Genomic DNA, 13,308 nt, shown 5'->3' with positions numbered 1-13,308 from the left:
GAAAGCGCGGATGTGGTCGGCGATTCGGCCTCGGTCCCGTACGGCCGGAGTCCTCCCCCGGACTCCGTCCGGGAGGGGGCCCACCCGGCCGGTGGCTGGGATGGCACGCACGAGAACCCGGGCACACCCCAGGCACAAGGTCAGAGCGTACCTATAGCACCGGCTCCGGTCAAAACAAAAGCACCTGCGCAGGACACTCCGGGCACCTGCTCGGCTACGCCCCGGAGTTGGGGCCGCATACGGCGCCGACCTGGGTCATGACGTACTCACCGCCACGAGCACACCGACGATCACGAGAAGGCCGACGACCAGCCCCAGATACCCCAGCACGAGGCCCGCCGTCGCGTATCCCTCACCGCTCTCCCCCGTCCGCCGCATCTCCGCCCGCGCCTTGTGGCCGAGAATCACCGCGGGGATCGCGGTCAGCCCCCACGTCATCGGGGTCAGCACACCGCAGACCATGGCGGCGGTGGCCGAGCCGTTCGTCGGCGGAACGGGGGGCGGCGCCGCCCAGAACGTCGGCGGCGGCACGTGCTGCCGTGCCGGGTACGCGTAGCCGCTCGTGGCGCCCGGCCCCTGCGGCAGATCGGAGACGAGGGTCTGCAACTGCCCGTAGGTCTGGGCGTGATGAGCCCGCGTCAGCCGCTGCTCGTACTCCTCCTGGGAAAGGCGGCCTTCGGCGAAACCGGCCTTGAGCACGTCGATCGTGCGCTCCCGGTCGGCGTGCGACGCCCGCATCATCGAGGACTGCTGCCCCTGCGGCTGCCCACCGCCCGGCCACGGCTGCATTGACACCGCGATCCACCTCCCCGCCCAGGAATTGTCGTCCCATCATCCCCGACGTTCTGACGCCACGCCCAGTTCCCCCGCGCATGGCCGGATGGCCACTCACCGGCATGCCGCAGGGCGGCCCCCTCGAAAGGGGACCGCCCTGTGAGCAACGTGCCTGCGGGCCTTACTGGTTGTACGGCCCGTAGTCGTAGTCCTCCAGCGGGACCGCCTGGCCGGAGCCCGTGCCGAAGGGCGAGTAGTCGATGTCGTCGTAACCGACGGCCGAGTACATCGCGGCCTTCGCCTCCTCGGTCGGCTCGACCCGGATGTTGCGGTAGCGGGACAGGCCCGTACCGGCCGGGATGAGCTTACCGATGATCACGTTCTCCTTGAGGCCGATCAGGGAGTCCGACTTGGCGTTGATCGCCGCGTCGGTCAGGACCCTGGTCGTCTCCTGGAAGGACGCCGCCGACAGCCAGGACTCGGTCGCCAGCGAGGCCTTGGTGATACCCATGAGCTGCGGACGGCCGGAGGCCGGGTGGCCGCCTTCCTGGACCACGCGACGGTTCTCACCCTCGAAGCGCGTGCGCTCCACGAGCTCACCGGGCAGCAGCTCGGCGTCGCCGGACTCGATGATCGTCACGCGGCGCAGCATCTGCCGGATGATGATCTCGATGTGCTTGTCGTGGATCGACACACCCTGCGAGTTGTAGACCTTCTGCACCTCGCCGACCAGGTGGACCTGAACGGCCCGCTGGCCGAGGATGCGCAGCACGTCGTGCGGGTTGATGGCACCCACGGTCAGCGCCTGGCCGACCTCGACGTGGTCGCCCTCGCCCACCAGGAGACGGGCACGCTTCGAGACCGGGTAGGCGGTCTCGTCGGAGCCGTCGTCCGGGGTGACGATGAGCTTCTTGGTCTTCTCGGTCTCCTCGATGCGCACCCGGCCGGCCGCCTCCGAGATCGGGGCGACGCCCTTGGGCGTACGGGCCTCGAAGAGCTCGACGACACGCGGCAGACCCTGGGTGATGTCGTCACCGGCCACACCACCGGTGTGGAAGGTACGCATCGTGAGCTGGGTTCCGGGCTCACCGATGGACTGGGCCGCGATGATGCCGACGGCCTCACCGATGTCGACCAGCTTGCCGGTGGCCAGCGAACGGCCGTAGCACATCGCGCAGGTGCCGACCGCGGACTCACAGGTCAGGACCGAGCGGGTCTTGACCGTCTCGATGCCGTGGCGGACCAGCTCGTCGATGAGCACGTCGCCCAGGTCGGTGCCGGCCGGGGCCAGCACCTTGCCGTCGACGACGATGTCCTCGGCGAGGCAGCGCGCGTACACGCTGGTCTCGGCGTCGTCCGCCTTGCGCAGCACGCCGTCGGCGCCCTTGGACGCGATCTCCAGCTTCAGGCCGCGGTCGGTGCCGCAGTCCTCCTCGCGGATGATCACGTCCTGCGAGACGTCGACCAGACGACGGGTCAGGTAACCCGAGTCCGCCGTACGCAGGGCGGTGTCCGCCAGACCCTTACGGGCACCGTGCGTGGCGATGAAGTACTCCAGCACGGAGAGACCGTCACGGTACGAGGCCTTGATCGGCCGCGGGATGGTCTCGTTCTTGGCGTTCGCCACCAGACCACGCATACCGGCGATCTGACGCATCTGCATCATGTTTCCTCGCGCACCGGACTCGATCATGATGAAGATCGAGTTGGTCCGCGGGAAGTTGCGCTGCATCGCCTCGGAGACCTCGTTGGAGGCCTTGTTCCAGATGACGACCAGTTCCTGGTGACGCTCGTCCTTGGTGATCAGACCGCGCTCGAACTGCTTCTGGACCTTGAGGGCCTGCTCCTCGTAGTTCTCGAGGATCGCCGGCTTCTCGGGCGGACCGACGATGTCGGAGAACGCCACGGTGACACCGGACCGGGTGGCCCAGTGGAAGCCAGCCGCCTTCAGGTTGTCGAGCGTCGCCGCCACGATGACCTTGGGGTAGCGCTCGGCCAGGTCGTTGACGATCTCGGAGAGCTGCTTCTTGCCCACCGAGTAGTCGACGAACGGGTAGTCCTCGGGCAGCAGCTCATTGAAGAGCGCGCGGCCCAGGGTCGTCCGCAGGCGGAAGCTGTCGCCCTGCTGCCACTCCGGCTCACCCTCCTCCGGCGCCGGCGGGGTCCAGCCGCGGGGCGGGACGGTGCCGATCGGGAAGCGGATGTCGATCTTCGCCTGGAGCGAGAGCTCGCGGGCGTCGAAGGCCATGATCGCCTCGGCGGTGGAGCCGAACGACCGTCCCTCGCCCTTGACTACGCGCTGCTCCTCGTCCGTGGTGAGGAAGAAGAGACCGAGCACCATGTCCTGGGTGGGCATGGTGACGGGGCGACCGTCGGCCGGCTTGAGGATGTTGTTCGAGGACAGCATCAGGATGCGGGCCTCGGCCTGCGCCTCCGCGGACAGCGGCAGGTGCACGGCCATCTGGTCACCGTCGAAGTCCGCGTTGAACGCGGTGCAGACGAGCGGGTGGATCTGAATGGCCTTGCCCTCGACCAGCTGCGGCTCGAAGGCCTGGATGCCGAGGCGGTGCAGGGTCGGCGCACGGTTGAGCAGCACGGGGTGCTCGGCGATGACCTCTTCCAGCACGTCGTACACGACCGTACGGCCGCGCTCGACCATGCGCTTCGCCGACTTGATGTTCTGCGCGTGGTTGAGGTCCACCAGGCGCTTCATCACGAACGGCTTGAAGAGCTCCAGCGCCATGGCCTTGGGCAGACCGCACTGGTGCAGCTTGAGCTGCGGGCCGACGACGATGACCGAACGGGCCGAGTAGTCGACGCGCTTACCGAGCAGGTTCTGACGGAACCGGCCCTGCTTACCCTTCAGCATGTCGCTGAGGGACTTCAGCGGACGGTTGCCGGGCCCGGTGACCGGGCGACCGCGGCGGCCGTTGTCGAACAGCGCGTCGACGGCCTCCTGGAGCATCCGCTTCTCGTTGTTGACGATGATCTCGGGGGCGCCGAGGTCGAGAAGCCGCTTCAGGCGGTTGTTCCGGTTGATGACACGGCGGTACAGGTCGTTGAGGTCGGAGGTCGCGAAGCGGCCACCGTCCAGCTGCACCATCGGACGCAGGTCCGGCGGGATCACCGGGACGCAGTCCAGCACCATGCCCTTGGGGCTGTTGCTGGTCTGCAGGAACGCGGAGACGACCTTGAGGCGCTTGAGCGCACGGGTCTTCTTCTGGCCCTTGCCGGTCCGGATGATCTCGCGGAGGCGCTCGGCCTCCTCGTCGAGGTTGAAGGTCTCCAGGCGCTTCTGCAGCGCGGCGGCACCCATGGAGCCGTCGAAGTACGTGCCGAAGCGGTCCCGCAGCTCGCGGTAGAGCAGCTCGTCACCCTCGAGGTCCTGGACCTTGAGGTTCTTGAAGCGGGTCCACACCTCGTCGAGACGGTCGATCTCGCGCTGCGCGCGGTCGCGGAGCTGCTTCATCTCGCGCTCGGCGCCCTCGCGCACCTTGCGGCGCACATCGGCCTTGGCGCCCTCGGCCTCGAGCTCGGCCAGGTCGGCCTCGAGCTTCTTGGCGCGGGCCTCCAGGTCGGCGTCGCGGCGCTGCTCGACCTGCTGGCGCTCGACGGAGACGTGGGCCTCCAGCGAGGGCAGGTCGCGCGTACGGCGCTCCTCGTCCACCCACGTGATCATGTAGGCGGCGAAGTAGATGACCTTCTCGAGGTCCTTCGGGGCGAGGTCGAGCAGGTAGCCCAGACGCGACGGGACGCCCTTGAAGTACCAGATGTGGGTGACGGGAGCGGCCAGCTCGATGTGGCCCATCCGCTCACGGCGCACCTTGGCACGAGTGACCTCGACACCGCAGCGCTCGCAGATGATGCCCTTGAAGCGGACGCGCTTGTACTTACCGCAGTAGCACTCCCAGTCCCGGGTGGGGCCGAAGATCTTCTCGCAGAAGAGTCCGTCCTTCTCGGGCTTGAGGGTGCGGTAGTTGATGGTCTCCGGCTTCTTGACCTCGCCGTGCGACCACTGACGGATGTCGTCAGCAGTGGCCAGGCCGATCCGCAGCTCGTCGAAGAAGTTGACGTCGAGCACTTGTCGTCAATCCCTCTTTCGGGGTCGTGTTCAGAAGTCTGACTGGGGGTCCCCCCACGCCCGCTGGGCCTAGGGGGCGGGGTCCGGGGTTGGCCGGGACCTTACGGAGAGGTCCCGGCCAGACCCGTCAGACCTCTTCGACGCTGCTCGGCTCGCGCCGGGACAGGTCGATACCGAGCTCCTCCGCAGCGCGGAAGACGTCCTCGTCGGTGTCGCGCATCTCGATGGACATGCCGTCCGAGGACAGCACCTCCACGTTGAGGCACAGGGACTGCATCTCCTTGATGAGCACCTTGAAGGACTCGGGGATGCCGGGCTCAGGGATGTTCTCGCCCTTGACGATGGCCTCGTAGACCTTCACGCGGCCGGTGACGTCGTCGGACTTGATGGTCAGCAGCTCCTGAAGGGCGTAGGCGGCGCCGTAGGCCTCGAGGGCCCACACCTCCATCTCGCCGAACCGCTGGCCACCGAACTGGGCCTTACCACCCAGCGGCTGCTGGGTGATCATCGAGTACGGACCGGTCGACCGCGCGTGCAGCTTGTCGTCGACCAGGTGGTGCAGCTTGAGGATGTACATGTACCCGACCGAGATCGGGTCCGGGAACGGCTCACCGGAGCGGCCGTCGAACATCCGCGCCTTACCGGACGGCAGCACCATCCGCTCACCGTCGCGGTTCGGGACCGTGGCCTCGAAGAGACCCGCGATCTCGTCCTCCCGCGCACCGTCGAAGACGGGGGTGGCGACGTTGGTGCCGGCCGCGACGTCGTCGGCGCCGATGGCCCGCAGACGCTCCATCCACTCCTCGTTGCCGTCGACCTTCCAGCCCTGGCTGGCGAGCCAGCCGAGGTGGATCTCCAGGACCTGTCCCGGGTTCATCCGGGACGGGACGCCGAGCGGGTTGAGGATGATGTCGACCGGGGTGCCGTCCTCCAGGAACGGCATGTCCTCGACCGGCAGGATCTTGGAGATGACGCCCTTGTTGCCGTGACGGCCGGCGAGCTTGTCACCATCGGTGATCTTGCGCTTCTGCGCCACGTAGACGCGGACCAGCTGGTTCACGCCCGGGGGCAGCTCGTCGCCCTCCTCGCGGTCGAAGACACGCACGCCGATGACCTTGCCGGTCTCACCGTGCGGCACCTTCAGCGAGGTGTCACGGACCTCACGGGCCTTCTCACCGAAGATCGCGCGGAGCAGGCGCTCCTCCGGGGTCAGCTCGGTCTCACCCTTGGGCGTGACCTTGCCGACCAGGATGTCACCGGCGACGACCTCGGCACCGATACGGATGATGCCGCGCTCGTCCAGGTCGGCCAGGACCTCCTCGGAGACGTTCGGGATGTCCCGGGTGATCTCCTCGGGGCCGAGCTTGGTGTCACGGGCGTCGACCTCGTGCTCCTCGATGTGGATCGAGGAGAGGACGTCGTCCTGCACCAGACGCTGGCTGAGGATGATCGCGTCCTCGTAGTTGTGGCCCTCCCACGGCATGAACGCCACGAGCAGGTTCTTGCCGAGCGCCATCTCGCCCTCGTCCGTGGACGGACCGTCGGCGAGGACCTGGCCCTCGATGACCCGCGCGCCCTCGTCCACGACGACCTTCTGGTTGAAGGAGGTGCCCTGGTTGGAGCGGTTGAACTTGGCGACGCGGTACGTGGTGTACGTGCCGTCGTCGTTGGCCACCGTGACGTAGTCCGCGGAGACCTCCTGGACCACGCCGTCCTTCTCGGCCTTGATCACGTCACCGGCGTCGACCGCACAGCGGTACTCCATACCGGTGCCGACCAGCGGGGACTCCGCCTTGATGAGCGGCACGGCCTGGCGCATCATGTTCGATCCCATGAGCGCGCGGTTGGCGTCGTCGTGCTCGAGGAACGGGATCATGGCGGTCGCGACCGACACCATCTGGCGCGGCGAGACGTCCATGTAGTCGACCTCGGTGCCCGGGATGTAGTCGACCTCGCCGCCACGGCGGCGGACCAGGACCCGGGACTCGGCGAAGTGGAGGTCGTCCGTCAGCGGGGCGTTGGCCTGCGCGATGACGAAGCGGTCCTCCTCGTCGGCGGTGAGGTAGTCGACCTCGTCGGTGACGATGCCGTCGGTGACGCGGCGGTACGGGGTCTCGACGAATCCGAACGCGTTGACCCGGCCGTACGAGGCCAGCGAGCCGATGAGACCGATGTTCGGACCCTCAGGGGTCTCGATCGGGCACATGCGGCCGTAGTGCGACGGGTGCACGTCACGGACCTCGAAGCCGGCCCGCTCACGGGACAGACCACCGGGGCCCAGCGCCGACAGGCGGCGCTTGTGGGTCAGACCCGACAGCGGGTTGGTCTGGTCCATGAACTGCGACAGCTGGCTGGTGCCGAAGAACTCCTTGATGGAGGCGACGACCGGCCGGATGTTGATCAGGGTCTGCGGCGTGATCGCCTCGACGTCCTGCGTCGTCATGCGCTCACGGACGACACGCTCCATACGAGCCAGGCCGGTACGGACCTGGTTCTGGATGAGCTCGCCGACGTTGCGCAGGCGGCGGTTGCCGAAGTGGTCGATGTCGTCGGTCTCGACGACGATCTGGGTGCCGTTCTCCCCGACCGTCTCGGTCTCACCGGCGTGCAGCTTGACCAGGTACCGGATCGTCGCGATGACGTCGTCGACGGTCAGCACACCGGCGTCGAGCGGCTGGTCCCCGCCGAGCTTCTTGTTCACCTTGTAGCGGCCGACCTTGGCGAGGTCGTAGCGCTTGGGGTTGAAGTAGAGGTTCTCCAGCAGGGTCTGCGCGGCCTCACGGGTCGGCGGCTCGCCCGGACGCAGCTTGCGGTAGATGTCGAGCAGCGCGTCGTCCTGGCCCTGGGTGTGGTCCTTCTCCAGGGTGGCGCGCATGGACTCGTACTCGCCGAACTCCTCGAGGATCTGCTCGGTGGTCCAGCCGAGCGCCTTGAGGAGGACGGTCACGGACTGCTTGCGCTTGCGGTCGATGCGGACACCGACCATGTCGCGCTTGTCGATCTCCATCTCCAGCCAGGCACCCCGGGACGGGATGATCTTCGCGGAGAAGATGTCCTTGTCGGACGTCTTGTCGATCGAGGAGTCGAAGTAGACACCGGGAGAGCGCACGAGCTGCGACACGACGACACGCTCGGTGCCGTTGATCACGAACGTGCCCTTGTTGGTCATGAGCGGGAAGTCGCCCATGAAGACCGTCTGGGACTTGATCTCACCGGTCTCGTTGTTGGTGAACTCTGCGGTGACGAAGAGCGGCGCCGCGTACGTGAAGTCGCGTTCCTTGCACTCGTCGATCGAGTTCTTCGGCGGCTCGAAGCGGTGGTCGCGGAACGTCAGCGACATCGAGCCGGAGAAGTCCTCGATCGGGGAGATCTCTTCGAAGATCTCTTCGAGACCGGACTTCGTGGGGACGTCCTGTCCACTGTCCAGGGCCGACTCGACGCGAGCCTTCCAGGCGGCGTTGCCGAGCAGCCAGTCGAAGCTCTCGGTTTGCAGCGCAAGGAGGTTCGGAACCTCGAGGGGCTCCTTGATCTTCGCAAAAGAGATGCGCAGCGGGGCGGTGCTGGCGCCGTTGTTCGTATTGGCAGTCGAGGCGTTGCGCGAGGCGGCCAAGAGGGGGTCCTTCCGAGGGCTCGGACTCACTACGCGCGTACCGGTCCAGTTCGATACACACCCGGAGAAATCCCAGGTCAGGGAGTTTCATTCAGTAGTGATCGAACGTGAGGTGCCCCTGGTGACGGGCAGGGAGCAGCTAACAGGCAGCGCAAAGGGTCAGTGTAGCCACTTGGCCCACTGATGTCCAGACCGGGTCCCCTGAGGTCCTCGTACATCCCTTGTTGTTCTTCATCGCCTGCATCAAGCCGCGCGCTCGAAGCGCATATCGATCCTGCCCTCTTCGTCTGCGATCCATGCCTCGGATCCTGGATCGGTCAACGACGCGTCCTGAGAATTGCGCGCTGCGTGCCGTTCGTCAAGGCCCCCACCCTGTTCGGGATCATCCAGAGGCCCGGCCGCCGGGCAACGAAGATCACCATACCTGTCACCGCGCGAGGGGCAAGGACCCCCGTCCGGGGACGCCCGAGGGCGACCACCCTTTCGGGTGATCGCCCTCGGAACGGATCAGAGTCGGCAGACTCGCGAGGTCACTTGACCTCGACGGAGGCGCCGGCGCCCTTGAGGGACTCGGCGGCCTTGTCGGCCTGCTCCTTGTTGACCTTCTCGAGGACCGGCTTCGGGGTGCCGTCGACGAGGTCCTTGGCCTCCTTCAGACCCAGGGAGGTCAGCTCACGCACGACCTTGATGACCTGGATCTTCTTGTCGCCGGCGCCGGTGAGGATGACGTCGAACTCGTCCTTCTCCTCGGCGGCCTCGGCGGCCGGGGCGCCCGGGGCACCGGCGGCGGCAACGGCGACCGGGGCGGCGGCCTCGACGTCGAACTTCTCCTCGAAGGCCTTCACGAACTCGGAGAGCTCGATGAGGGTCATGTCGCTGAACTGCTCGAGCAGGTCTTCCTGGCTGAGCTTCGCCATTTTGGCGGTCCTTCCACTAATTCGGCTGGTGCCGGGTGTACATATCGGCGGGCGTACGGGCCCGCTGCGACCGAACGCGAGTGATTACTCGGCGGACTCGGCCTCGGCGGGAGCCGGCGTACCGGCACCGCCCTGCTCGACCTTGCTGCGAAGCGCGTCCGCGGTGCGGGCGAACTTCGTGAGCGGGGCCTGGAAGGTCGCCGCGGCCTTGGCCATGGACGCCTTCATGCCACCGGCCAGCTTGGCGAGCAGCACCTCACGGGACTCGAGGTCCGCGAGCTTCTTGATCTCGTCGGCGGTCAGCGCCTTGCCGTCAAGGACACCGCCCTTGATGACGAGCGCGGGGTTGTCCTTCGCGAAGTCGCGAAGACCCTTCGCCGCCTCGACCGGGTCACCGGTCACAAAGGCGACTGCCGTGGAGCCGACGAAGAACTCGTCCAGCTCGCTGACCCCGGCCTCGTTCGCCGCGATCTTGGTCAGGGTGTTCTTCGCCACTCGGTACTGAGCGTTCTCACCGAGAGAACGGCGCAGGTCCTTGAGCTGTGCCACGCTGAGACCGGTGTACGCGGTGACAACAGCGGCATTGGAGTTCTGGAACTTCTCCTTGATCTCCGCAACGGCTGCGACCTTGTCGGGACTCGCCATGAGCCTCGGCCCTCCTTCCGGGTGATGCGATCCTCGACCGGCTTTCCGGCCGGTCATAACGCCGGACCGCCCACGTCGGGCGCGCGAGGAAGGAGCTGGACACAATACGAAACGCCCCGGCGCAGGCGCACGGGGCGTTGCTCGACCGGACATCGGCCCGGGAGCTTCTCCACAGTCACCTGCGCAGGTCGTCCGCACGTAAGCGGATCCTTCGGCCGCCGTACACCCTTGCAGGCACACAGCAACGACCAGCGGTCTTTGGCTTCTTGAGGAGAGTACGCGAGCGGGGCTCCCGCAGGCAAATCGCCTCCTGCCGGCGCGAGCACGGGTGCGGGAACGAGCCGGTCCCCGTACCTCACCAGGAGATACGGGGACCGGCTCTGCGTGCTCACGACCGCGGGTCCGCGGCCACCGTCCGGATCAGACGGAGGCCGGGTCCTCCTCGACGAGGAGGTTGCGGGTGCGGTTGGAGTCGAGCTGGATGCCGGGGCCCATCGTGGTGCTGATGGCGGCCTTCTTGATGTACCGGCCCTTCGCGGCGGACGGCTTCAGACGGAGGATCTCCTCCAGCGCGGCGCCGTAGTTCTCCACCAGCTTGGTCTCGTCGAAGGAGACCTTGCCGATGATGAAGTGCAGGTTCGAGTGCTTGTCGACGCGGAACTCGATCTTGCCGCCCTTGATCTCGGTGACGGCCTTGGCGACGTCCGGGGTGACGGTGCCGGTCTTCGGGTTCGGCATCAGACCACGGGGGCCGAGGACGCGGCCGAGGCGGCCGACCTTGCCCATGAGGTCCGGGGTGGCGACGACGGCGTCGAAGTCCAGACGGCCCTTCGAAACCTCGTCGATCAGCTCGTCGGCGCCGACGATGTCGGCGCCCGCGGCGCGCGCGGCCTCCGCACGGTCACCGGTCGCGAAGACCAGGACCCGGGCGGTCTTGCCGGTGCCGTGCGGGAGGTTCACGGTGCCGCGGACCATCTGGTCGGCCTTGCGCGGGTCGACGCCCAGGCGGAAGGCGACCTCGACGGTGCTGTCGAACTTGGTCGAGGCGGTCTCCTTGGCGAGACGGACGGCCTCGAGCGGGGCGTACAGACGCTCCCGGTCGATCTTGGCGTCCGCAGCGCGGAGAGTCTTGCTGCGCTTCACTGCTGCTCCTATGTCGGAATGGAGTCGTGGTACGGGCCGCGCATGGCCCCTCCACTGGGGGTGGTACGGGGGAGGATCAGCCCTCGACCGTGATGCCCATGGAACGGGCGGTGCCGGCGATGATCTTCTCGGCGGCGTCCAGGTCGTTGGCGTTCAGGTCGGGCATCTTGGTGGTGGCGATGTCGCGGACCTGGTCGCGGGTGATCTTGGCGACCTTGGTCTTGTGCGGCTCGCCGGAACCCTTGTCCACACCCGCGGCCTTGAGGATCAGCTTGGCGGCCGGCGGAGTCTTGGTGATGAAGGTGAAGGAGCGGTCCTCGTAGACCGTGATCTCCACCGGCACGACCATGCCGCGCTGCGACTCGGTCGCGGCGTTGTAGGCCTTGCAGAACTCCATGATGTTGACGCCGTGCTGACCCAGCGCGGGGCCGACCGGCGGAGCCGGGTTGGCGGCGCCGGCCTGGATCTGGAGCTTGATCAGCCCCGTGACCTTCTTCTTCTTGGGAGGCATGCTCTCTCCGGGTCCTAGTGAGAGGTGATTCTCGCCTCCGAGGCCGGTTCATCCGGTTGGAGGCATACCGCACAACGATAGCTGCTCGGGCTGCGCGGCTGAAAACCGGCAGGTCAGGAAGGCTCGGGAGCCCGCCTGACCTGGCCGGAATCTGTCAGCTGCGACATCTGGTGCCGCTGCTGGAGAGGCTTCAGTTCTTCTGGATCTGGTCGAAGCTCAGCTCGACCGGGGTCTCCCGGCCGAAGATCTCGACCAGGCCCTTGACCTTCTTCGAGTCGGCGTTGATCTCGTTGATCGTCGCCTGGAGGGTAGCGAACGGGCCGTCGGTGACCGTGACGGAGTCGCCGACCTCGAAGTCCAGCACCTGGACCTCGACCTTGCGGCTCGGCGCCGGACGGCCCTCGGCCTCGGCGGCCTCCTTGGCGGCCTTCTCCTCCGCCTCCGGGGCGAGCATCTTGACGATCTCGTCCAGGGTCAGCGGGTACGGGTCATAGGCGTTGCCGACGAAGCCGGTGACGCCCGGGGTGTTCCGGACGACGCCCCACGACTCGTTGGTGAGGTCCATGCGGACGAGGACGTAACCGGGAAGCTTGTTCTGCCGGACGTTCTTCCGCTCGCCGTTCTTGATCTGGACGATCTCTTCCTCGGGGACCTCTGCCGCGTAGATGAAGTCCTCGACGTTGAGCGAGACGGCGCGCTGCTCCAGGTTGGCCTTCACGCGCTTCTCGTAGCCCGCGTAGGTGTGGATCACGTACCACTCGCCCGGGAGCGTGCGCAGCTCCTCGCGCAGCGCCTCGACCGGGTCGACGGCCGGGGTCTCGTCCTCGGTGTCCAGGTCCTCCGCGACCTCGGCGACCGCGACGGCCTCGTCCTCGACGTGCATCGCGGCGGCTTCGGCAGCCTCGTCGGGCGCGGTGTCCAGCGCCTCGGCGGGGTCGACCTCGTCCGCCGCCTGAATGATGTCGATCCCGTCGTCGTCGACCCTGTCCGCTTCGAAGGCAGCGGGCGACTCGGCCGGCGCCGCAGCCTCGTCACCCTCGGCGGGCTCGGTGGCGTCGTTCAGGTTCGGGTCGTCAGACACGGTGGCTGCTTCTTCCTGGCTTCAAGGGGTGGAACTGGCGGAGGTTCGTCCCGCGGACTCCCTCCGCGGGATCAGCCGAAGACGTACTTGATCGCCTCGGCGAATCCCCAGTCAATCACGGTCACAAGGCCGATCATGATGACAACGAAGACAATCACCACAGTGGTGTAGGTCGTGAGCTGGCTGCGTGACGGCCAGACGACCTTGCGAAGCTCCGCGACGATCTGCCGGTAGAAGAGCGCGAGTCGGCCCAGAGGGCCCTTCTTGCCGCGCTTGCCTCCGCGGCGCTTCTTCTCGGCCACCTCGTCGTCAGGACGACCGCTTTCAGGCGTCGCGGTGGAGCCAGGGGCTGCCGTCACTCGTCCTCACCTGAATCCCGGGTCGTGGCCGTGCCGCGCCCGGCGGAGCCGCACGGCGATGCAATCAGTACGTACCTGCGCGCACATTCCTCGAAGAACGTGCGGAGCAGGGCCGGAGGGACTTGAACCCCCAACCGCTGGTTTTGGAGACCAGTGCTCTACCAATTGAGCTACGACCCTTTGTTGT

The 13,308-nt window shown here is 67.1% G+C and carries 9 protein-coding genes and 1 tRNA gene; all 10 read right to left on the bottom strand.

The window, feature by feature from the left end; all coding sequences use genetic code 11:
- Nucleotides 1-255 precede the first annotated feature (255 nt).
- The 10 genes from ABZ822_RS16595 to ABZ822_RS16550 all read right to left on the bottom strand — a co-directional run bounded on the left by ABZ822_RS16595 (nt 256) and on the right by ABZ822_RS16550 (nt 13,301).
- Nucleotides 256-738 carry a DUF1707 and DUF4190 domain-containing protein gene (locus ABZ822_RS16595; protein WP_360854194.1) on the bottom strand — a complete coding sequence of 161 codons (483 nt, stop codon included), beginning with the start codon at nt 736-738 and terminating at the stop codon, nt 256-258.
- A 217-nt stretch (nt 739-955) separates the two neighbouring features.
- On the bottom strand, nt 956-4,855 hold the full coding sequence (locus ABZ822_RS16590; protein WP_360853507.1) for a DNA-directed RNA polymerase subunit beta': 3,900 nt from the start codon (nt 4,853-4,855) through the stop codon (nt 956-958).
- 127 nt (nt 4,856-4,982) lie between these two features.
- On the bottom strand, nt 4,983-8,465 hold the full coding sequence (gene rpoB / locus ABZ822_RS16585; protein WP_360853504.1) for a DNA-directed RNA polymerase subunit beta: 3,483 nt from the start codon (nt 8,463-8,465) through the stop codon (nt 4,983-4,985).
- A gap of 530 nt (nt 8,466-8,995) precedes the next feature.
- Nucleotides 8,996-9,382 carry a 50S ribosomal protein L7/L12 gene (gene rplL, locus ABZ822_RS16580; protein ID WP_360853501.1) on the bottom strand — a complete coding sequence of 129 codons (387 nt, stop codon included), beginning with the start codon at nt 9,380-9,382 and terminating at the stop codon, nt 8,996-8,998.
- A gap of 84 nt (nt 9,383-9,466) precedes the next feature.
- On the bottom strand, nt 9,467-10,027 hold the full coding sequence (gene rplJ, locus ABZ822_RS16575) for a 50S ribosomal protein L10 (RefSeq protein WP_360853498.1): 561 nt from the start codon (nt 10,025-10,027) through the stop codon (nt 9,467-9,469).
- Between the two features lie 420 nt (nt 10,028-10,447).
- Nucleotides 10,448-11,170, bottom strand: a complete 723-nt coding sequence (rplA, locus tag ABZ822_RS16570; protein ID WP_360853495.1) for a 50S ribosomal protein L1 — start codon at nt 11,168-11,170, stop codon at nt 10,448-10,450.
- Nucleotides 11,171-11,246: 76 nt separating this feature from the next.
- Entirely contained in the window at nt 11,247-11,681 is a 435-nt protein-coding gene (gene rplK, locus ABZ822_RS16565) for a 50S ribosomal protein L11 (RefSeq protein WP_055471151.1), read from the bottom strand.
- A 190-nt stretch (nt 11,682-11,871) separates the two neighbouring features.
- A complete protein-coding gene (gene nusG / locus ABZ822_RS16560; protein ID WP_360854191.1) occupies nt 11,872-12,648 on the bottom strand; it encodes a transcription termination/antitermination protein NusG in 777 nt (258 codons plus the stop codon).
- Nucleotides 12,649-12,833: 185 nt separating this feature from the next.
- On the bottom strand, nt 12,834-13,121 hold the full coding sequence (gene secE, locus ABZ822_RS16555) for a preprotein translocase subunit SecE (RefSeq protein WP_360853493.1): 288 nt from the start codon (nt 13,119-13,121) through the stop codon (nt 12,834-12,836).
- 107 nt (nt 13,122-13,228) lie between these two features.
- A tRNA-Trp gene (locus tag ABZ822_RS16550) sits at nt 13,229-13,301 on the bottom strand.
- Nucleotides 13,302-13,308: the final 7 nt, after the last annotated feature.

The sequence above is a fragment of the Streptomyces sp. NPDC047108 genome (assembly GCF_040643575.1).
In the GTDB taxonomy this organism is placed as follows: Bacteria; Actinomycetota; Actinomycetes; order Streptomycetales; family Streptomycetaceae; genus Streptomyces.
This window is presented reverse-complemented; position numbering and strand designations above follow the sequence as displayed.